The following is a 19,144-nucleotide window of genomic DNA, read 5'->3' as shown; positions in this document are numbered from 1 at the left end:
ATTCGTCGCAGTATCGACGCCGGGTGCCTGGATCGGTTCACGCAATGAACGAATTGAGTGCCTCTTCGCGGATCACCTATCGGGCCGTCATGGTCCGGCCAGGCGTGGCGCGCCGTATCCGGGGCCTGTCGGACAGGACGCTCGCCTGGCTCTTCATCACGCCGACGATCGTGCTGCTGCTGGCGATCAATATCTTCCCGCTGATCTGGACGATCTATCTGTCGTTCACGAACTACCGCGCGAACAGGGCCAACGTGCCGACGATCTGGCTGGGCGCTGACTGGTACCAGTCGATCCTGACCGATCCTGACATCTGGGCGGCGATGCAGGTGACCGCGCATTTCGTGATCTGGACCGTGGTGATCGAGACCGTCCTCGGATTTGGCCTGGCCTACCTCATCGACAAGAAATTCCGCGGCCACGGCATGTGGACAACGATCATCCTGCTGCCGATGATGCTCTCGCCGGCCGTCGTCGGCAATTTCTGGACGTTTCTGTACCAGCCCCAGATCGGCCTGTTCAATTACGTCGTCGCCTTCTTCACCGGACGCGCAGCCTCCTCCTTCCAGATGCTGGGCGACGTCACGCTGAGCCCCTGGGCCATCGTCATCGTCGATGCGTGGATGTGGACGCCGTATGTGATGCTGATTTGTCTCGCCGGCCTGCGTTCGATCCCCGATTACATCTACGAGGCGGCCGAGGTCGACCGCGCGTCGAAGTGGCGGCAGTTCTGGTCGATCACGCTGCCGATGGCGCTGCCGTTCATCATGCTGGCCGTGCTCTTCCGCGGCATCGAGAATTTCAAGATGTTCGACATGGTCAATCTGCTCACCGGCGGCGGGCCGGGATCGACCACGGAAGTCGCCTCGATCACGCTCAAGCGGGCGGCGTTCGAGAGCTGGCGCACCGGCTATTCCTCGGCCTTCGCGATCATACTGTTCGTGACGGTCTTCGGACTCGCCAACATCTATGTGAAGGCGCTGAACAAGGTGAAAAGCCGATGACATCAGCCACCACGGCCCATTCAGTCGTCGAGCCGTCGGCCACGACGCGGCGCTTTGCCGGCTCGCTCGTCGTGCTCTACGCGATCATCACCATGATCCCGCTGGTCTGGATCATGCTCACCGCATTCAAGTCGCCTGACGATGCGATCTCCTATCCGCCGAAGGTGATGTTCAAGCCGTCGCTCGAAGGCTTCTGCAACCTGTTCACGACCCGCTCGCGCCAGACACCGGAATTCATCCGATCGCTGGGGCCGCCGCAAGGGCTGTGCGATGACATCGCGCGCAGCCGCAACATGGTCGTTGCCGGTCCCTCGAACTATGTGCCGCGCTTCGTCAATTCGTTGATCATTGCGTTTGGTTCGACTGTGCTCGCCGTTGCTTTGGGTACCCTCTCGGCCTACGGCTTCTCCCGGTTCCGCGTGCCGCTGAAAGATGACCTGCTGTTCTTCATCCTGTCGACCCGGATGATGCCGCCGATCGCGGTCGCGATCCCGATCTATCTGATGTACCGCACCGTCGGCTTGTCGGACACCAGGCTCGGGATGATCCTGCTCTACACCTCGGTCAATGTCTCGCTGGCGGTCTGGCTGCTCAAGGGTTTCATCGACGAAATCCCGCGTGAGTACGAGGAGGCCGCGATGATCGACGGATACACCCGCTTCCAGGCGTTCGTGAAGGTGGTGCTGCCGCAGGCCACCACGGGAATCGCGGCGACCGCAATCTTCTGCCTGATCTTCGCCTGGAACGAATACGCTTTCGCGGTGCTTCTCACCTCGGGTAACGCACAGACGGCGCCGCCGTTCATTCCGATCATCATCGGCGAGGGGGGGCAAGACTGGCCCGCAGTGGCCGCCGGCACGACTCTGTTTCTGGTGCCGATCGTGGTGTTCACGGTCTTGCTTCGTAAGCATCTGCTGCGCGGCATCACTTTTGGAGCTGTCCGCAAATGAACATCGATGCCATCCCATCCATTGCGCGTCGCGGTGTTGCGGACCGTCTTCTGCGCCGCGGCCCGCTCGAAGCCGTCGCGACGACGATCATCGCCGCCGGCGTCGTGATGCTGATGCAGCCATTGTCTCTGACACTGTACTCCTGGTCGTTTGCGACGACCCTGTTCGGCACGGTGATGTTCACCATCGTGTCCAAAGTGCGGGAGTAGCGCGCGATGGCACAGATCAAGGTCGAGGCGCTCGACAAATCCTTTGGTAGCTTTCATGCGGTCAGGTCCGCCAGCTTCACGGTGGAGGACGGCCAGTTCCTTTGCTTGCTCGGACCGTCCGGCTGCGGCAAGACCACGACGCTCCGCATGATCGCCGGCCTGGAGCTGCCGACGGCGGGCACGATCCGGCTCGATGGCGAGGACGTGACGATGAACCGCGCATCGGCGCGCGACATTGCCTTCGTGTTCCAGCTCTTCGCGCTCTATCCGCACATGAATGTCCGGCGTAACATCGGCTTTCCCCTGAAATGCGAGGGCATCGGCGCGGCCGAGCGTGATCGGCGGGTCGTCGAGGCTGCGCGCATCCTGCGGATCTCGCACCTTCTCGACCGCTCCGTCTCCGGCCTTGCCGGCGGCGACCGGCAGCGTGTCGCGCTGGGGCGGGCGATCGTGCGCAAGCCAAAGTGTTTTCTGATGGACGAGCCGCTCGGCGCGCTCGATACCGAGATGCGGGACGCCATGATTCATGAATTGCGGGCCCTGCACGACCGGCTGGGCGCGACGACTGTCTATGTCACCCATGACCAGCTCGAGGCCATGGCGATGGCCGACAGGATCGCGGTGATGAACAACGGCGTCGTCGAGCAGGTGGCGAGCCCGCGCGACATCTATGACCGGCCGGCGTCGCTGTTCGTCGCCGACTTCATCGGATCGCCGCCCATGAACTTCCTGCCGTTCCGCGGCGGCCTGCAGACCGGCGCGGAGGCGATCCGGCTCGGCGAGCGTGACGTTGCAATTCCCGCCGCGCGCGAGGCGATGGCGGAAAGCGAGCTCGTGCTCGGGGTACGGCCCGAGCATGTGCGTTTTACCGATCGTGGCATGGTGCGCGGCGAAGTCTATGGCACGGAATATCTGGGCACGACGCAGATCGTGACCGTGACGACGCATTACGGTGCGCTCAAGGCCCGCTCACCCAGCAGCAGATCGTTTCGGACCGGCGAGACCGTCGGGCTCGATTTCCGGCCCGATACGCTGTCGATCTTCGACAAGGCATCGGGCCGGGCAATTCGCACCGCGCTGCATGAAGGAGGCGCGCATGGCTGAGGTCGAGATCAATGCCGTCTCCAAGGCCTTCGGAAAGACTCAAGCCTTGAGTGATCTATCGCTGACCGTCGGCGACGGTGAGTTCGTGGCATTGCTCGGGCCGACCGGCGCCGGCAAGACCACCGCATTGCGCTTGATCGCCGGATTGGAACAGCCGGATTCTGGCTCGATCCGCATCGACGGGCGCAGCGTGACCGGCGATGCGCCGGCGGATCGCGATGTTGCGTTTGTCTTCCAGCAATATTCGCTGTATCCGCACCTCACCGTGTTCGAGAACATGGCCTTCGCGTTGCGTGCGCCGACCCGCCGCGTGCCCGAAGCCGATATCCACGCGAAGGTGCGGGAGGTGGCGCGCCTGCTTCATATCGAGACCAAGCTGGACAACAAGGCGACGCAGCTGTCAGGCGGGCAGATGCAGCGCGTCGCGATCGGCCGGGCGCTGGTCCGCTCACCCTCGATCTATCTGATGGACGAGCCGCTGTCCTCGCTGGATGCCAAGCTTCGCGGCGAGCTCCGCCTCGAGCTTAAGCGGATCCAGGTCGATCTCGGCGCGACGATCCTCTATGTCACCCACGATCAGACCGAGGCAATGACCATGGCGTCGCGCATTGGCGTGATCGAAGGCGGGCGGCTGATGCAGATCGGCACGCCGCGGGAGATCTACGAGAACCCGATCAACGCGCATGTCGCGGCGAGGCTGGGCCAGCCGACGATCAATCTGCTGCCGGCGACGCTGTTCGCGGGGGCGCCCGTCGGCGTCGAGACGATTGGCGCGCGGACCGAGCATCTGACGATTGCTCGCGGCGGCGGCGACATATCGGCAACCGTCAAGCGGGTCGAGCACCTCGGCGACCAGAGCCACCTTCATCTCGATCTCGCGGGCCGGCCGGTTGTGACCCTGGCAGATCCCGAGGCGGGTTTTGGGGCCGGAGACGTCGTGTCGCTCCGTTTGAATAAGCCGCTGTTTTTCGATGCGAAGGGCTGGAGGGTAGCGGCATGAGCCTTGATCGCGTAGCCAGGGAAAGATTGGTGCGAGCGCTGGCAGCGTCTGTAATCGAGCATGCGGACGAGTTGACGAGCCTCGACCAGGCGATTGGTGATGGGGATCACGGGCTGAACATGAAACGAGGTTTCGAAGCTGTGCTCGCCGCATTGCCGGGCCTTGCTGACAAGTCGCTCCCCGAAATGCTGAAGGCGATCGGAATGACATTGGTCATGAAGGTCGGCGGTGCGTCGGGGCCGCTGGTCGGAACTTTCTTCATGGAACTGGGCAAGGCCCTTCCGGAGCAGCCGAGCCGGGCCGATCTGGTCGCTGCGACGGAGAAGGCCATCGAGGCCGTCAAGGCACGCGGCCGTTCGGAGGCAGGACAGAAGACGCTGCTGGATGTCCTGGTGCCGGTGCACGCGGTTCTCGCGGGAGGCGGTGATGCCAAGGCAATCGCGGCCGAGGCTGTGCAAGCGGCCGATCGCACCACGCCCATGCAGGCCATCCGCGGCCGCGCATCGTTCCTTGGCGAACGTTCCATCGGTCATATGGACCCGGGCTCGCGCTCGGCGTCCCTTCTGATCGGCGCAGCAGTTGAGACACTGGAGCTCGAGGTCAGAACATGAGCAACGTCGGAATAGTCATCGTGTCGCATTCGCCGAAGATCGCGGAAGGCGCGGCCGACATGGTGCGCCAGATGGTCGGGGACGCAGTGCCGCTGGCCTGGACCGGTGGCGATGTCGATGGCGGCCTAGGTACGAATGTTGCGGGAATCCTCGAGGCGATCGAGATGGCCTGGTCACCGGCGGGTGTTGCGATCCTCGTCGATCTCGGCGGTGCCGAGACTAATTCAGAGATGGCGGTCGAGATGCTCCCGGAAGACCGGCGCGCGCGCGTGCTCGTCTGTAATGCCCCGGTGGTCGAAGGGGCCGTGATCGCTGCGACCGAATCTTCGGGCGGCTCATCGCTTGCCGCCGTCAAGCGCAGTGCGGAGGAATTCTATGCATGATGCCAACGCCAACCGGGCGGCCCAGACGTTTGTGCCGCTGACCGCCTCGGCGGTCCTCGTCAATCCGGTCGGCCTGCACGCGCGGCCGTCAGTGAAGCTCACGCAGTGCGCGAAAGGCTTTGTCGCCAAGATCGAAATTGCGCTTGCAGCCGAGGGGCCCTGGACCGACGCCAAGAGTCCGGTGAAGGTGATGCGTGTGAAAGCGCCGCAAGGCGCAACGCTGCATTTCCGCGTCAATGGTCCTGATGGCGAGGCGGCGCTCGCGGCCATGCTGGCGCTCGTGCATGACGGTTTCGGCGAGGCGTAGAATCGTGGGCGAGATCCAACTCACCGGCCATCCCGCTTCGCCAGGCCTCGCCATCGGCCCGGTCGCTGTGCTGACGACCAAAGTCGCCAGCAGGGCGACGAAGGGCGATTCGGCGCAGGAGGCGGCAGCGCTGAAGGCGGCGATCGAGGGGGCCGCGGTGGAGCTCGCCGACCTGATCGCGACGGTTCACGGCGAGGCCGCGGAGATCCTGGAGTTCCAGGTCGCGATGCTCGGCGACGATGCGCTTGCCGAGGGAGCCTACGAAGCCATTGCGGGCGGTACGGCCGCCGATGAGGCCTGGCGCGCAGCACTCGACGCGGAGATCGCCGGCTATCGCGCGGCGGATGAGGAGTATTTCCGCGCCCGAGCCGCCGATCTGGTCGACATTCGCGATCGAGTGCTCGCCGGGCTGAACGGCGCAAACGCGATCGCAACAATCTCCGGAGATTCCGTCGTCACGGGTGACGATATTTCGCCGTCGACGTTTCTCGCCGTCGACTGGACCCGCGGCGGTGCCATTGCGCTCGCTAGTGGATCGCCATCGTCGCATGTCGCAATGCTCGCGCGATCGCGCGGCGCCCCCATGGTGGTTGGACTGGGTCCATTACCGTGGAACGGACAGCCGCCCTCATTGGCTCTGGTCGACGGCGATACCGGCAGCGTGATCTTCGATCCCAAGCCGGAAACGCGCCGCCTGTTCGAGCAGCGCATGGCGGCGGCGCGTGCCGCACAGATCGCTGCCGATGCGGGCCGCCTCAAGCCGGCGCTGACGGCTGATGGAAGGCGCATCGCCGTCCTTCTCAATGTCGCCGCACCCGAAGAGCTCGCGGGTCTCGATCCCGCAATCTGCGACGGCATCGGCCTCGTGCGCACCGAGTTTCTGTTCGAGGGATCGCGGGGCCTGCCCGGCGAGGACGCGCAATACGCCGTCTACCGTCGCATCCTCGAGTGGGCCGCAGGACGGCCGGTGACGATCCGCACCCTCGATGCTGGCGGCGACAAGCCAATCCCCGGCGTGACGGTCGATGGTGAGCGCAATCCATTCCTGGGCGTGCGCGGGATCCGGCTCTCGCTGGCGCGGCCGGAGGTGTTTCGCGTGCAGTTGCGGGCGCTGTGCCGGGCGGCCGTGCATGGGGCGCTGAAGGTGATGCTGCCGATGGTCGCTATCCCTTCGGAGCTCGACCGGGCCAATGCTATGCTGGACGTCGAATTTGCGGCCCTCAGCGCAGAGGGCATCGCTTGTGCCCGGCCGCCGCTCGGCATCATGGTCGAGATCCCGGCCGCAGCGCTGTGCGCCGAGGATTTCGGCGCGGCGTTCTATTCCATCGGGTCGAACGACCTGACACAATACACAATGGCTGCGGCACGCGATATCGGCGCTGTTGCCGACCTCAACGATGCCGGCCATCCGGCGGTGCTGGCGCTGATCGCGCGGGCGGTCGAGGCCGGGCGCAAGCGCGGTGTCGAGGTCTCGCTCTGCGGCGATGCCGCGGCGGACACGCGCCTGACGAAGGCGCTTCTGGCGACAGGCTTGACGAGTCTCTCGGTCTCGCCGATTGCGGTGGCGCGGCTCAAGGCCGCCATTGCCAGGGTGACCGCATGAGTGACGACGCAGACGAAGACACAAGCCGGCCGGGCGACAGCAATGTTGCGGATTACAAGCTCATCCTGCGACGGGCGCTCGACAACCGGCCATCCGGGACGCGGTTGAAGCTTGCGGCGGCGCTCGGCAAGAACCGGTCATTCGTCAGCCAGATCACCAATCCGGCCTATCTGGTGCCGATCCCGGCCAAGCATGTCCCGATTATCTTCGAGGTCTGCCATCTCGCAGGTGCCGAGCGTGCGGCTTTCCTCGAAGCCTATGGGCGCGCGCATCCGGGGCGGCTGCGCGGCGCCCACCGCGAGGCGCGCACGCGCGTTGTGACTGTGACCGTGCCCGATCTCGGCGACGACAAGAAAAATCGCGCGCTGGAGCAGCTCATCGTCGACTTCGCTGCCCAGCTCGCGCGCTACGCCGAAAGCATCGGCTGACCAATTCGAAACGAAAAAAAGTGACAACCGGGAGGACGCGATGAAAAAGCTGATCAACAGCGCCGACACGGTGCTCGAAGAGAGTCTCGACGGATTGGCGGCTGCACATGCCGATATTCTGCTGCTCGGCGCCGAGCGGAAATTCGTGCGCCGCCGCAGTCTGAAGCCGGGCAAGGTCGCGCTGATCTCGGGCGGCGGCTCCGGCCATGAGCCGCTCCATGCCGGCTTCGTCGGCCATGGCATGCTCGATGCCGCCTGTCCGGGCCAGGTCTTCACCTCACCGACGCCGGATCAGATGATCGAGGCGGCGGAGGCCGTCGATACCGGAGCAGGCGTGCTCTTCATCGTCAAGAATTACGAAGGCGATGTGATGAACTTCACCATGGCCGCCGAGATGGCCGGGCGCGAAGTCGCGAGCGTCGTAACCAACGACGACGTCGCGGTCGAGAAGTCGACCTACACCACTGGTCGTCGTGGTGTCGCGGGCACGTTGATCGTGGAGAAGATGGTCGGCGCTGCGGCCGAACAGGGCATGCCGCTCGCCGCGCTCAAGACGCTCGGCGATGGCGTCAACAGGCGCACCCGCTCGATGGGCGTGGCGCTGCTGCCGTGCACCGTTCCGGCGGCGGGGCGGCCTAATTTCACCCTGGCCGACAACGAAATGGAAATGGGTGTCGGCATTCATGGCGAGCCGGGACGCCGCAGGGTGCCGCTGGGCTCTGCCGATGCGATTGCCGCCGAGATGCTCAACGCGATTTTGGGCGATCTCGCGCCGAGCAAGGGCAGTGAAGTGCTTCTTCTGATCAACGGGTTTGGCGCGACGCCGCTGATCGAGCTCTATCTGATGGCCAACAGCGCCAAGCGCATTCTGGACGGAGCGGGGATCTCGACCACGCGTTTCCTGACCGGTTCCTACGTGACGTCCCTCGACATGGCTGGTGCTTCGATCACCGTCTCCGTGCTGGACAACCAGTCAAAGGAATTGTGGGATGCACCGGTGCATACCGCCGCGCTACGCTGGGGCATCTGATGGACGGGAACGCAGAATCGACAATGAACGACAAAGCGATACGCCTGAGGTGCAGATGTTCGGGACTTTCGCTCTCGGCATGATCGCGATGGCCGCAGCGACGCTATTGCTGGCGCAGCCTGCGTTCGCCGGCGCATCCGTGATTGGAGCAAGCGTTCAAGCGTTTCAATCAGTTAGAAGGCGGCGTGTGCACGACGTGTCCACCGGTGGATCAAGAGAAATCTGTCGTCGGCAAGTTGGGCCGTCGTTCTTTGGTGCGATGCCGGCGTTTGAGTACTGAACGGGTTGGGGAGTACGAACCAAGGCGATCGCGTTGGTCGGTCCGAGAACGCGCACAAGCGCCGGCCGTGGCGGCCAAGGTATTCGTTTAACGTGAGCCCGGATCGCGTGTCGCTCGGTGTCGATCCAGCCATGCTCCCGGGCTTTGGTCACCATCTCTGCGTAGCGTTGATCCCAGTTCGCATCGTCAGGACGGCCCGGCAGGGTAGGGACCAGATCGATCGAGACGAGCGCATCGCGATCGTCAAGAAGTGTGATCCCGTTCCAGCGCTGCGTTTCGGGTCGCGCCTCGGCATGCAGGATCAGCTTGAACCTGCAGAAGTCAAACGGCTCAGTCAGCCTGACAGTGTCGCCGTCCAGGCATTCGATGATCATAGTGCCGCTCCCTCGTACGCATCCGGCCGGTGTGGTGATGATGTCAGTTTAGGCGCTAAAGCCTCACCTAGGCCTGAGGCAGCGCGCGCAGCGCTCCCTGGAAGTTGACCAGAGGATCACCGTTGCCGCCGCGGGTGGCCACGATTCTGCCGATGAAGAGACCGTGTGTACCGACCATTTGGTGATGATGCAGTACGCACTCCAATCCGCCGAGCGCGGGTTCGAGCATCGGCACATCGAGGACGCCTTGCTGCCATGGTGCCGTCGCGAAGCGGTCCATGCCCTTCGCTCCGCCAGCGAAACGAAGTGCCAGATCCTCCTGTCCCCGGCCGAGCAGGCTGACTCCAAAGCGGCCGTTGGCGAGGATAGCGGCATGCGTTTCGGAGCTCGAATTGACTCCGACGAGGAGACAGGGCGGATCCATGCACAGCGAGGTGACGGAGCTGACCGTCAATCCACGCCGTGCGCTCTCCGATCCCGTTGCTACGATCGCGATGCCGCTTGCGAGATTGCGCATGGCTAGCCGAAACGCCGCGGCATCGACTGAGCGGAAATCGGTCAGTTGAGACATCTGGCATCCCATGACGTACCTCGGAACCTCGCTCCTCGCCGGGTGGGCTAAGCCGAGACCGCTTCGCTTGCGACCTTGCCGCGGCCGGATTTCAGTTCTTTCCGGATCGCGGGGATGATCCTGCTGCCCCACAGTTCGATCTGGCGCAGCATCGTGCGCTGATCGAAATCGCCGAGCTGAGTCTGCAGCGCGATGTGGGTCGGCTTGAGGATGCTGATTTCCTCCAGCATGCGGTCGATCACCTGGTTGACGCTGCCGACGGGCAGATTGCTCCGCATCGTCTCCAGGCTCATGTCGTTCGGCCCGGCTTCTTCCTTGATCAGGTAGCCGTCATCGCTCTGGGCGCGCCGGAACTTCAGGCTTTCGGACAGCCGGCGCTGGAAGCGGGCGTTATCGAGATACGACTGGATCTCGCTGTCATTGTCGCTGGCATAGGCACAGCGCAGGAAGCCGAAATGCGTATCGTCGATGGACCGACCTTCCTTGGCTGCGATCCCCTCGAGGCGTTCGCGCAGGGCCTTGATCGCGTCGAGGCCGTTCAAGAGCGCGGTTACGAACAGGTTATGATTGTCGCGAATGGCGCGGCCGAGCGTCTCGCCGTGGCCGGACGTGACCCAGATCGGCGGCATCGGTTTCTGCACCGTGCGCACCGCGATCGCAGTCGGCGGCATCTTCAGATGCTCGCCGGAATAGGAGAAGATGCGCTCTCGCATGCCGGCGTGGAGCACACCGTAGAATTCGGCGAACAGCGCGTGCGACTGGTCAAGGTCGACGCCAAAGCGGTCGAACTCGAACTTCTGGTAGCCCGAGCCGATGCCGAGATCGAGGCGCCCGTTCGAGACAATGTCGGTAAAGCCGATCTCGCCAAGCAGTCGCGCCGGGTTGTACAGCGGCAGCACGCAGACGGCCGATCCGAGCCGGATCCGCTTGGTCAGGCCGGCGCAATGCGCGACCATCATCAGCGGCGAAGGACACAGGCTGTAATTGTTGAAATGGTGCTCGGCATACCAGGCCGTGTCGAAGCCGGCCTGCTCGGCGGCGACGGTCTGCTCGACGGCGTTGTTGATCACCTGCTGCGAGGTCTGATGATAGCCGCGCTGCTGCGCCAGAATGAATACGCCGAATTCCATCGGTTGCTTCCTCCACCCTATCGCGGTCGCGTTTGCGATCCGCCGCGGTCGCTCTTGCGACGCGTTCTCATGAGTCTATGGCCTTGAGCTTTTTCGAACAATTGGCGTAATCTGAGCATGTCCTTTGCAAAATCTGAAAAGATCGATGAATCGCCTCCAGGCCATGGAATTGTTCGTCAGCGCCGTCCGCGAAGGCAGCTTTTCCGCGGCCGGGCGCCGCGTCGGGCTCTCGCCGGCGTCGGTGTCGCGCTACATCGGCGAGCTCGAGGCACAGCTCGGCGTGCAGCTTTTGAACCGGAGCACGCGCCATCTCGGCTTGACCGATGCCGGCAAGATTTTCTTCCAGCGCACCGAGCAGGTGCTGCACGGCATCGAGGATGCCGAGGCTGCGGCGCTCTCGCTCCAGACCGCGCCGCGCGGAACGCTGCGCGTGCACTCGCGGACGCTGTTCGGCATCAAGGTGCTCTCGCCCCTGATCCCGGGATTTCAAAAGCTCTATCCGGAGCTGAAGGTGGAGCTGCGTCTGTCCGAGCGGCGTCCTCAGCTTCGCGAAGATGAATTCGACGTCGACTTCCAGATCCAGGCGGCGAAAGACCCGGGCCTCATGCAGCGAAGGCTGCTGCGAAGCGAGCGGATCCTCGTGGCCTCACCGGACTATGTCGGCCGGATGCCGAAGTTGCGCGAACCGGAGGACATCACTCGCCATCATTGCCTGACCTATTGGATGGGCCCGGATGATGTGGTGTGGAAGTTCATGCGCAGGAACAATTTGCGCGAGATCGTCGTGCCGTCGTCGCTCAGCAGCAACAACGGCGTGGTGCTGTGCGATCTCGCCGTCACCGGGCACGGTATCGCGCTGCTCGATGACTACACGGTGGCGGAGGAATTGAAGAGCAGGCGCCTGGTCCGTCTGTTGCCCGGCTTCCGGGTGACGAATTCCACCTTCGACGAAGGGATTTATGCGACGTTTCTCCAGAGCAGCTATCTGCCGGAGAAGATCAGGGTGTTCGTGGACTACATGGTGGAGAACGTGCCGAAGCAGATCAAGAGATCGGCGCAGTAGCGGAAGCGTCGGTTCCGTACGGACCAAACCTGTGCGCCGGCAGGCCGCGGACGCCGAGGCCTTCGACCGCGAACAGCCCGCCGGCATCGGGGTGATCGTCACCGAGCGCGTGGCTGCGCGAGATCGACGTCACGTAGAGAATGTCGAGCTCGGCTCCGCCGAAGGCCACGCTGGTCGGATGACGGACCGGCATGTCGATCGTCCGCACCATCGTTCCGTCAGGTGCGAACCGCGCGATCTTGCCGATGCGCACCAGCACCGACCAGAGGCAGCCTTCCGCATCGACGGTTGCACCGTCGCAGCCCGACCCTTGCGCCTCGGTGTCGACGAAGACGCGCTTGTTCGCGAGCGGGTCGTCCCGACTGTAGTCATAGGCCCAGATGATCCGCCTGGCGCTGTCGGCGAGGTAGAAGGTCCGGCCGTCCGGGCTGAAGCACGGTCCGTTGCTGACGGCGAGATCGGTGTCCAGCAGCTGCAGCGCGCCTGATGCGTCCAGGCGATAGAGACCGCCCAGCGGCGCCTCGTCCGGGGCGCGCTCGCTATGCATCGTGCCTGCCAGGAAGCGTCCATGAGGATCGGCCTTGCCGTCGTTCAGCCGCACCTTGGTGTGGTCGAGCCCGATCGAGGGACCTTCGGTCAGCGCGCGCGTGCCGAAATCAAGGTGCGCAAATCCATGGCGCAGCGCCAGCACCGCACGACCGTCGCCTCGCAATGCCAATGAGCCGATTGGCGCGGGCACGCTGAGTTCGTCGGCCGCACCTGTGACGGGATCGAGCGTGTGGATCAGTCCGGCGCGGGAGTCGATCCAGAACAGGCGCTGCCTGCGCTCGTCCCACACCGGGCTCTCGCCGAGCTGGTTCCTGGTCGTGCCGACGCGCGTGATCCGTGCCATGCTCATGGTTCCTCGCACGGGAATCGCCGGGCTTGACCGATCGGTCGGTGAAAACCTAGTTTCATTCTAAAGACTCGCTGGCTGACGAATGGATTGCGGAGTTCATGACTGAACTGTCAACGATGAAGGATGGCGTTGCGAACCAGGCCGAGGCGTCGGACCGCGTGCTGCAGATCCTCGCCGAGGCCGGACGGCTGTTCGCCAGCAAGGGATTCGAGGGAACCTCGATGCGCGACATCGCGCTTGCCTGCGGCATCTCCAAGTCGCTGCTCTATCATCACTTCTCCAACAAGGACGAGATCTACGCGCGCGTCGCGGTCGGCTCGACGCTCGAGCTCTATCTGTTCGTGCGGGACCGGATTCCCGACGGGCCGCCGTCGCAAAAAATCCGCGCTTTCATGGTCGCCACGGCGGAATATTTCCGCCGCTACCGCTGGGCCTGGATCGCCTCGACGACCGCCTTCTGGAACGATCCCGATCGCCAGCGGCACAAGGAACGGCTGACGCGCCGCGACCGCTTCGAGAATTTTCTGCGCGGCCTGATCCAGGAAGCCATCGATGCCGGCGAGATTCGCAAGGTCGATGTTCCCATGACCGGCCGGCTGATCCTGTCCTCGCTCAACTGGATGCATCGCTGGTACAATCCCAACAAGTCCGCGACCCCCGAGCAGATCGCCGACGCCTTCTTCGACATGATCTTCAACGGCCTGCGCAGTGGCGAGCTTGTCGAACTTCCGACGGCGGAGCCGCCCAAGGCTGGCCGGCGCAAATCGCGCTGATCGGCGGGCGGCTGCCCGCGCCTCATTCCAGAACGATGTTCTGCGCCTTGATCACCGGTCCCCAGAGCGCGGCATCCTTGGTCAGTTGGGCGTCGAGCCGTTCCGGCGCGCCGGTGTCGACCATCAGGCCGTCGGTATCGAGCTGCTTTGCGATCTCCGGCTTCTGCATTGCGGCGTTCGCGGCCGCGTTCAACCGCGCGATGACGTCGCGCGGCGTGCCGGCGGGCGCGTGCAGCGCGGTCCAGAACGAGGCCGTGAGGTCGGGATGGCCGGATTCGGCCAGCGTCGGTATCTCGGGAAAGCTCGCCATGCGCTTTTCCGAGGACACCGCGAGGATGCGAAGCTGACCGGCCCGAGCGTGCTCGATGACGGCGGCGGGCGTTGCGAAATTGAGATCGCACTCTCCCGACAGCGTCTCCATGATGGAGGCCGGATTGTTGCGATAGGCAACCTCGGTGACGGAAAATCCCATCGACTTGCCCATCATGATCCCGAACAGATGCGTGACGCTGCCCGGGCCTAGCGTCGCGTAGAACAGCGGCTTGTCGCGGCCCTTGGCGTAGGCGACGAAGCTCTTGACGTCGGTGGCTGGCGTGCGCGCATTCACGGTCAGCGACAGCGGTCCGTTGCAGAGCATGGCGACGGAGGCGAAGTCCTCGAGCTTGTAGGGCAGGTTCTTGCGTAGCAGGACGTTCAGCGAAATCGGTCCCGTGCCGCCGGCGAGCAGGACGGATCCGTCCTTCGGCGCGCGCGCCACATATTGCGATCCGACGATGCCGTTGGCGCCGGGCTTGTTGTCGACCAGAACCGGCTGGTCCAGGTTTTCCGCCATCGCCTTTGCGATCGAGCGCATCAGGCTGTCGATCGAACCGCCGGGCGCATAGGGCACGATGATGAAAATTTGCGACGCACGCGCCCTGACGATTGCGGGCGCGCCGAGCGGCGCGGCGAGGGCGCCGGCGATCAGAGCTGTCGCCTGGCGTCGGCTGATCCTGGGCACGGAAATCCTCCTCAAGGTCGTTCTTGCTTGCTGTGAAGCTAGCGGCTGACCGATCGGTCGGTCAATAGGGACGCGAGAGGATATTGCAAGCAACTGCGGTTGGTGTTATCAGCACGAAAAGCTGACCGATCGGTCAGGCATCGCGATGCGACCCAAGCAAGACGAACAGAAGCCAGGAGGAAGCCCATGTCAGGAGATATCGTCACCCTAGAAGTGTCCGACAACATCGCGCTGGTGACGCTGAACCGTCCTCCGGTGAACGCGCTCGATCGCGCCATGCGCGACCGCATCGTGGCGGTGTTCGACGAGATTTCCGAGCGCCAGGACGTCAGGGTCGCGATCCTGACCGGCGCCGGCAAGGTGTTCTGCAGCGGCGCGGATCTGAAGGATCGCCCGGATCCGGCGAAGATCGGCGCGTTTCACAGTCACAACCGGATCACGCGCGAGACCGGCAATTGCATCCGTGAATGTGCCAAGCCCGTCATCGCGGCGATCAACGGCGTTGCGCTCGGCGCGGGTGTCGGCCTGATGGCCTCCTGCGACATCTTCTACGCCTGCGAGGAGGCCGTCTTCGGCATGCCCGAGATCAATGTCGGTCTCGCCGGCGGTGCCGCGATGCTGAACACGATATTCGGTCGCTCGCTGATGCGCCGGATGTTCTTCACCGGCTATCGCGTGCCGGCTGCCGAGCTCTACCGCCTTGGCATCATCGAGGCCTGCACGACCAAGGAAAACCTGATTCCGGAGGCGATGAAGCTTGCACGCGAGATCGCCTCGAAGAGCCCGATCGCGATGGAATACGCCAAGAACGCGGCGAACATGGTCGAGCTGATGCCGCCGCGCGATGCCTATCGCTTCGAGCAGAACATCACCATGGCCCTGTCCAAGACCGAGGACGCCAAGGAGGCGCGCATGGCGTTCCTCGAGAAGCGCGCGCCGGTGTTCAAGGGGCGCTGAGATGCGGCCGGGACAGGGTCTCGACGCGCTGATGTCGCCGCGCTCGATCGCGATCATCGGCGCTTCGCAGGAGGCGACGAAGATCGGCGGGCGGCCGGTCGATCTGTTGCGCCGCCACGGCTATGCGGGCCGGATCTATCCGGTCAATCCCAAGGCTGCGACGGTGCAGGGACTGCAAGCCTACGGCTCCGTCGCCGACCTGCCGGAAGCGCCCGACCTCGCCATCGTCGCGGTCGATGCGGAACGCGCGGGCGAAGCCGTCGAGCAGTGCGTCGCCCGCGGCGTCCGCAGCGTCGTCGTCTTCTCCTCGGGCTTTGCCGAGCTCGGCGAGCAGGGGCGCGCCATGCAGGACCGGCTGCGCGTCGCCGCGCGGGGCAGCGGCATGCGCCTGCTTGGGCCGAATTGCCTTGGCGCGGTCAGCGTCGCCGAGAGGAGCATCGCGACCTTCTCGATCGTGCTCGAGCACGGCATGCCGGCTGCGGGTTCGCTCGGCATCGTGTCGCAGAGCGGCAATCTCGGCAGCTACACCATGCGCCTTGCCAGCGAGCGCGGCGTCGGCGTCAGCCGCTTCATCACCACCGGCAACGAGTGCGACATCGACATTGCCGATGGCATTGCCTGGATGGCACGTGACCCCGCCACCAAGGTGATCCTGTGCTGTCTCGAAGCGTGCCGCGACGCCGGCCGCCTGATCTCCGCACTGGAGGAGGCGCGTGATGCCGGCAAACCCGTCATCGCCATGAAGATCGGGACGTCGTCGGCAGGCCAGGCCGCCGCGGCCTCGCACACCGGCGCGATGGCGGGATCTGATGCTGTGTTCGACGCGCTGTTTGCCCGTTGCGGCGCGGTGCGGGTGCGCAGCATCGATGAGCTGATCGATCTCGGCCATGCCGCGTCGATCCTGCTGCCGGACCGGCTGCCGAAGGGGCCGGACATCGCGATCCTCACGGCGTCGGGCGGCTTCGGCGTACTGCTTGCGGACGCCGCCCAGTCGGTCGGACTGACGTTGCCGGAGCTCGGCGAGGAGACGCAACGCCAGATTCTGGAGCTGGTGCCCTTTGCGTCGGCCCGCAATCCGGTCGACGCCACCGCGCAGATGTCGAGCCGGCCTGATCTCCTGGAGAAGATCATGACCGCCGTCGTGGCGGACGAACGGACCGACACGGTGATCCTGCCGCTGCCATTCTCGCTGCATCTGCCGCGCCTGCGCTCCATCTACATGGACAGCTTGCGCAACATGCGCGCGCAATTTCCCCACCGCCCGATCGTCCTGTGCGTGGACGGCCCGGATGATGCGCTGGCCGAGCTGCACGCGCTGGGTTTTCCGACCATCGCGAGCTTCGACGGTTGCTGCGCAACCGTTGCCGCGTTGGTGCGGTTGCAGGCCGCATCGCAACGTTCGCAGGACGCGCCCGCGACAATCGCGCAGGCGAAGCCGCTTCCGGCAGACGCTTTCCGCCATGAGCTTGGCGCCAAGCGGGCGCTTGCCGACGCCGGCGTTCCGGTGCTGGTCGAACATCTCGTGCAGGATGCGGATGCAGCAGTGCGCGCCGCCACCGAGATCGGTTATCCCGTGGTGCTGAAGATCGCCTCGCCCGACCTGCCGCACAAGACGGAGGCCGGCGGCGTTGTGGTGGGCGTCGGTTCGGAAGCCGATGTCCGGCGCGCCTATGCCCAGATGCGCGATCGCGTCGCCACCCGCGCGCCCAAGGCAACAATCGACGGCGTGATCGTGGCGCCGATGGCCAAGGGCGTTGCGGAACTGATCCTCGGCAGCCGCATCGACCCCGTGTTCGGACCGGTGGTGATGGTCGGCCTCGGCGGCATCTTTGCAGAGATTCTCCAGGATTCCGCGGTGCAGATGGCTCCGGTCAGCGAAGCGCAGGCGATGGCGATGCTGACATCGCTCAAGGCATTCGCGGTGCTCGACGGCGCGCGCGGCCGGCCGCGCGCCGACCTCGACGCCGCGGCCCGGGCCGTTGCCGCGCTGTCGCGTTTTGCCGCAGCGCATGCCGACACCGTCGCCGAGATCGACGTCAACCCGCTGCTGCTCCGCACCGAGGGCGAGGGGGCGGTGGCGCTCGACGCGCTGCTGATTCTGACCGGCGCGCAGGCACGGCACTGAATTCAAGACCACAAGAGGCCGCACAAGCCGGCCCAGAGGAAACGCGAAAGGCAGGAGGAAACGGTGAAGAGATCGACGATCACTGCGCTCGGCATGATGGCGTTGCTGTTCACGAATGCGCCCCTGCACGCGCAGGGCATTTCCGGCGATGTCGTCAAGATCGGCATCATGAACGACCAGAACGGTCCCTATGCCGACAATTGCGGCCTTGGTTCGGTCGCTGCGGCCAAGCTCGCGGTCGCCGATTTCGGCGGAACGGTCGGCGGCAAGAAGATCGAGCTCGTGATCGCCGACGACCAGAACAAGCCCGATGTCGGCGTCGCCATCGCCATGCGCTGGGTCGACAATGAGGGCGTCGATGCCATCGTCGGCTGCTCGGCGTCCTCGATCGCGCTTGCGGTGCAGGAGATCATGAAGAACCGCAAGAGGCCCTACATGCTGGCCGGCACGGCGGGCTCGTTCTTCACCAACGACAAATGCTCGCCGATGACGACGCAATGGGTGGTCGATACCTATGCCCAGCCCAAGGCCACGGTGAAGGCGCTGCTCGCGCAGGGCGTCGACAGTTGGTTCTTCCTGACCGTCGACTACGCTTTCGGCAAGGCCTGGCAGACCGACGCGACCAACTTCATCAAGGCCGGCGGCGGCAAGGTGGTCGGCTCGGTGCTGCATCCGCTGAATGCGTCGGATCTCTCCTCGTTCCTGCTGACGGCGCAGGCCAGTGGCGCCAAGGCGATCGCACTCGCTAATTCGGGCTCTGATTTCGCCAATGCGATCAAGCAGGCCCAGGAGTTCGGGCTGACCAAGTCGCAGCTGCTCGTTCCGCTCGGCCTCATGATCAGCCAAACTCACGGGATTGGCCTGAAAGACCTCCAGAACGTGCGGCTGACGACTCCGTTCTACTGGGACATGACGCCGGAGAGCCGGGCCTTTGCCAAGCGCTACGCCGAGGCGACGGGCGGCCAGCTGCTCAACGAGGGCAAGTCGGCCACCTACAGCGCCATCACGCATTATTTGAAGGCGGTCGCCGCCGCGGGCGCCGACGACGGCGAGGCCGTGATGCGGCAGATGAAGAACACGCCGGTCAACGATTTCGAGATGAAGAACGTCAGCATCCGGGCCGACGGCCAGGTGATGCGCCCGCTCTATGTCGCACGGATCAAGACGCCGGCGGAATCCAAATACACCTACGATTATTACGAGATCACCGGCACGATCGCGCCCGAGGACGCGTGGCGGCCGGCGCCGGAGAGCGCCTGCGACCTTCTCAAGTCGCAGTGAGCAACAGGCAGCCGGACAGGCCGGCATGGATGGCGAAAGCGGGAAGCAGGCGATGAGTGTACT

At 64.6% G+C, this 19,144-nt stretch carries 21 protein-coding genes; 16 read left to right on the top strand and 5 right to left on the bottom strand.

What is annotated here, in order from left to right:
• The first annotated feature begins 44 nt into the window (after window positions 1–44).
• Genes QA642_RS30930 through dhaK form a run of 11 tightly spaced genes read left to right on the top strand, consistent with a single transcriptional unit; the run spans window position 45 to window position 8,629 of the window.
• Window positions 45–1,004, top strand: coding sequence for a sugar ABC transporter permease (locus tag QA642_RS30930; protein ID WP_283080232.1), 960 nt, complete (start codon window positions 45–47; stop codon window positions 1,002–1,004).
• Window positions 1,001–1,954, top strand: coding sequence for a carbohydrate ABC transporter permease (locus QA642_RS30925; RefSeq protein WP_283080231.1), 954 nt, complete (start codon window positions 1,001–1,003; stop codon window positions 1,952–1,954). The genes QA642_RS30930 and QA642_RS30925 overlap by 4 nt, the downstream gene beginning before the upstream one ends.
• Window positions 1,951–2,163, top strand: coding sequence for a hypothetical protein (locus tag QA642_RS30920; RefSeq protein ID WP_283080230.1), 213 nt, complete (start codon window positions 1,951–1,953; stop codon window positions 2,161–2,163). The genes QA642_RS30925 and QA642_RS30920 overlap by 4 nt, the downstream gene beginning before the upstream one ends.
• A 6-nt stretch (window positions 2,164–2,169) precedes the next feature.
• Window positions 2,170–3,267 (top strand): ABC transporter ATP-binding protein, encoded by a 1,098-nt coding sequence (locus QA642_RS30915; RefSeq protein WP_283080229.1) that lies wholly within the window; start codon window positions 2,170–2,172, stop codon window positions 3,265–3,267.
• The gene (locus QA642_RS30910; RefSeq protein WP_283080228.1) at window positions 3,260–4,267 is read left to right on the top strand and encodes an ABC transporter ATP-binding protein; all 1,008 of its coding nucleotides are present in this window, start codon (window positions 3,260–3,262) and stop codon (window positions 4,265–4,267) included. Before QA642_RS30915 ends, QA642_RS30910 begins: the two co-directional genes overlap by 8 nt.
• The gene (dhaL, locus tag QA642_RS30905; protein ID WP_283080227.1) at window positions 4,264–4,878 is read left to right on the top strand and encodes a dihydroxyacetone kinase subunit DhaL; all 615 of its coding nucleotides are present in this window, start codon (window positions 4,264–4,266) and stop codon (window positions 4,876–4,878) included. Before QA642_RS30910 ends, dhaL begins: the two co-directional genes overlap by 4 nt.
• Window positions 4,875–5,261 carry a dihydroxyacetone kinase phosphoryl donor subunit DhaM gene (gene dhaM, locus QA642_RS30900; RefSeq protein WP_283080226.1) on the top strand — a complete coding sequence of 129 codons (387 nt, stop codon included), beginning with the start codon at window positions 4,875–4,877 and terminating at the stop codon, window positions 5,259–5,261. The genes dhaL and dhaM overlap by 4 nt, the downstream gene beginning before the upstream one ends.
• Window positions 5,254–5,568 carry an HPr family phosphocarrier protein gene (locus QA642_RS30895; RefSeq protein WP_283080225.1) on the top strand — a complete coding sequence of 105 codons (315 nt, stop codon included), beginning with the start codon at window positions 5,254–5,256 and terminating at the stop codon, window positions 5,566–5,568. Before dhaM ends, QA642_RS30895 begins: the two co-directional genes overlap by 8 nt.
• Before the next feature lie 4 nt (window positions 5,569–5,572).
• Complete coding sequence (gene ptsP, locus QA642_RS30890; protein ID WP_342731304.1) at window positions 5,573–7,171, top strand: phosphoenolpyruvate--protein phosphotransferase; 1,599 nt, start codon at window positions 5,573–5,575, stop codon at window positions 7,169–7,171.
• Entirely contained in the window at window positions 7,168–7,599 is a 432-nt protein-coding gene (locus tag QA642_RS30885; RefSeq protein WP_283080223.1) for a hypothetical protein, read from the top strand. Before ptsP ends, QA642_RS30885 begins: the two co-directional genes overlap by 4 nt.
• A gap of 40 nt (window positions 7,600–7,639) precedes the next feature.
• Window positions 7,640–8,629, top strand: a complete 990-nt coding sequence (gene dhaK / locus QA642_RS30880; protein WP_283080222.1) for a dihydroxyacetone kinase subunit DhaK — start codon at window positions 7,640–7,642, stop codon at window positions 8,627–8,629.
• A gap of 165 nt (window positions 8,630–8,794) precedes the next feature.
• On the opposite strand, the gene QA642_RS30875 is transcribed toward dhaK, so the two are convergent.
• The 3 genes from QA642_RS30875 to QA642_RS30865 all read right to left on the bottom strand — a co-directional run bounded on the left by QA642_RS30875 (window position 8,795) and on the right by QA642_RS30865 (window position 10,984).
• Window positions 8,795–9,283, bottom strand: coding sequence for a hypothetical protein (locus tag QA642_RS30875; RefSeq protein ID WP_283080221.1), 489 nt, complete (start codon window positions 9,281–9,283; stop codon window positions 8,795–8,797).
• A gap of 67 nt (window positions 9,284–9,350) precedes the next feature.
• On the bottom strand, window positions 9,351–9,854 hold the full coding sequence (locus QA642_RS30870; RefSeq protein WP_283080220.1) for a flavin reductase family protein: 504 nt from the start codon (window positions 9,852–9,854) through the stop codon (window positions 9,351–9,353).
• Window positions 9,855–9,901: 47 nt separating this feature from the next.
• Window positions 9,902–10,984, bottom strand: coding sequence for an LLM class flavin-dependent oxidoreductase (locus QA642_RS30865; protein ID WP_283080219.1), 1,083 nt, complete (start codon window positions 10,982–10,984; stop codon window positions 9,902–9,904).
• Window positions 10,985–11,129: 145 nt separating this feature from the next.
• Here QA642_RS30865 and QA642_RS30860 point away from each other — a divergent pair, with 145 nt between their 5' ends.
• A complete protein-coding gene (locus QA642_RS30860) occupies window positions 11,130–12,047 on the top strand; it encodes a LysR family transcriptional regulator (RefSeq protein WP_283080218.1) in 918 nt (305 codons plus the stop codon).
• On the opposite strand, the gene QA642_RS30855 is transcribed toward QA642_RS30860, so the two are convergent.
• The gene (locus QA642_RS30855) at window positions 12,028–12,939 is read right to left on the bottom strand and encodes an SMP-30/gluconolactonase/LRE family protein (RefSeq protein WP_283080217.1); all 912 of its coding nucleotides are present in this window, start codon (window positions 12,937–12,939) and stop codon (window positions 12,028–12,030) included. The genes QA642_RS30860 and QA642_RS30855 overlap by 20 nt on opposite strands.
• 104 nt (window positions 12,940–13,043) lie before the next feature.
• Here QA642_RS30855 and QA642_RS30850 point away from each other — a divergent pair, with 104 nt between their 5' ends.
• Entirely contained in the window at window positions 13,044–13,718 is a 675-nt protein-coding gene (locus QA642_RS30850) for a TetR/AcrR family transcriptional regulator (protein WP_283080216.1), read from the top strand.
• 22 nt (window positions 13,719–13,740) lie between these two features.
• Here the strand turns inward: QA642_RS30850 and QA642_RS30845 are convergent, their stop codons facing one another.
• The gene (locus QA642_RS30845) at window positions 13,741–14,718 is read right to left on the bottom strand and encodes a tripartite tricarboxylate transporter substrate binding protein (RefSeq protein ID WP_283080215.1); all 978 of its coding nucleotides are present in this window, start codon (window positions 14,716–14,718) and stop codon (window positions 13,741–13,743) included.
• A gap of 186 nt (window positions 14,719–14,904) precedes the next feature.
• Between QA642_RS30845 and QA642_RS30840 the strand changes: the two genes are divergently transcribed.
• The 3 genes from QA642_RS30840 (at window position 14,905) to QA642_RS30830 (ending at window position 19,081) form a co-directional block, all read left to right on the top strand.
• A complete protein-coding gene (locus tag QA642_RS30840; RefSeq protein ID WP_283080214.1) occupies window positions 14,905–15,675 on the top strand; it encodes an enoyl-CoA hydratase/isomerase family protein in 771 nt (256 codons plus the stop codon).
• 1 nt (window position 15,676) lies between these two features.
• Window positions 15,677–17,800, top strand: a complete 2,124-nt coding sequence (locus QA642_RS30835; protein ID WP_283080213.1) for an acetate--CoA ligase family protein — start codon at window positions 15,677–15,679, stop codon at window positions 17,798–17,800.
• A 63-nt stretch (window positions 17,801–17,863) separates the two neighbouring features.
• Window positions 17,864–19,081: an ABC transporter substrate-binding protein gene (locus QA642_RS30830; RefSeq protein WP_283080212.1), complete on the top strand. Its 1,218-nt coding sequence runs from the start codon at window positions 17,864–17,866 to the stop codon at window positions 19,079–19,081.
• Window positions 19,082–19,144: the final 63 nt, after the last annotated feature.

Origin of the sequence: Bradyrhizobium sp. CB2312 (assembly GCF_029714425.1) — a bacterium.
Lineage (GTDB): Bacteria > Pseudomonadota > Alphaproteobacteria > Rhizobiales > Xanthobacteraceae > Bradyrhizobium.
Note: the sequence above shows the minus strand (reverse complement) of the source record. Positions and strands in the feature narration are given on the sequence as shown.

Excerpts from the sequence above, each read along its gene's own strand:
- QA642_RS30930 (WP_283080232.1), top strand. The coding sequence starts at position 45 with ATGAACGAATTGAGTGCCTCTTCGCGGATCACCTATCGGGCCGTCATG.
- QA642_RS30925 (WP_283080231.1), top strand. The coding sequence starts at position 1,001 with ATGACATCAGCCACCACGGCCCATTCAGTCGTCGAGCCGTCGGCCACG.
- QA642_RS30920 (WP_283080230.1), top strand. The coding sequence starts at position 1,951 with ATGAACATCGATGCCATCCCATCCATTGCGCGTCGCGGTGTTGCGGAC.
- QA642_RS30915 (WP_283080229.1), top strand. The coding sequence starts at position 2,170 with ATGGCACAGATCAAGGTCGAGGCGCTCGACAAATCCTTTGGTAGCTTT.
- QA642_RS30910 (WP_283080228.1), top strand. The coding sequence starts at position 3,260 with ATGGCTGAGGTCGAGATCAATGCCGTCTCCAAGGCCTTCGGAAAGACT.
- dhaL (WP_283080227.1), top strand. The coding sequence starts at position 4,264 with ATGAGCCTTGATCGCGTAGCCAGGGAAAGATTGGTGCGAGCGCTGGCA.
- dhaM (WP_283080226.1), top strand. The coding sequence starts at position 4,875 with ATGAGCAACGTCGGAATAGTCATCGTGTCGCATTCGCCGAAGATCGCG.
- QA642_RS30895 (WP_283080225.1), top strand. The coding sequence starts at position 5,254 with ATGCATGATGCCAACGCCAACCGGGCGGCCCAGACGTTTGTGCCGCTG.
- QA642_RS30885 (WP_283080223.1), top strand. The coding sequence starts at position 7,168 with ATGAGTGACGACGCAGACGAAGACACAAGCCGGCCGGGCGACAGCAAT.
- dhaK (WP_283080222.1), top strand. The coding sequence starts at position 7,640 with ATGAAAAAGCTGATCAACAGCGCCGACACGGTGCTCGAAGAGAGTCTC.
- QA642_RS30875 (WP_283080221.1), bottom strand. The coding sequence starts at position 9,283 with ATGATCATCGAATGCCTGGACGGCGACACTGTCAGGCTGACTGAGCCG.
- QA642_RS30870 (WP_283080220.1), bottom strand. The coding sequence starts at position 9,854 with ATGTCTCAACTGACCGATTTCCGCTCAGTCGATGCCGCGGCGTTTCGG.
- QA642_RS30865 (WP_283080219.1), bottom strand. The coding sequence starts at position 10,984 with ATGGAATTCGGCGTATTCATTCTGGCGCAGCAGCGCGGCTATCATCAG.
- QA642_RS30860 (WP_283080218.1), top strand. The coding sequence starts at position 11,130 with ATGAATCGCCTCCAGGCCATGGAATTGTTCGTCAGCGCCGTCCGCGAA.
- QA642_RS30855 (WP_283080217.1), bottom strand. The coding sequence starts at position 12,939 with ATGGCACGGATCACGCGCGTCGGCACGACCAGGAACCAGCTCGGCGAG.
- QA642_RS30850 (WP_283080216.1), top strand. The coding sequence starts at position 13,044 with ATGACTGAACTGTCAACGATGAAGGATGGCGTTGCGAACCAGGCCGAG.
- QA642_RS30840 (WP_283080214.1), top strand. The coding sequence starts at position 14,905 with ATGTCAGGAGATATCGTCACCCTAGAAGTGTCCGACAACATCGCGCTG.
- QA642_RS30835 (WP_283080213.1), top strand. The coding sequence starts at position 15,677 with ATGCGGCCGGGACAGGGTCTCGACGCGCTGATGTCGCCGCGCTCGATC.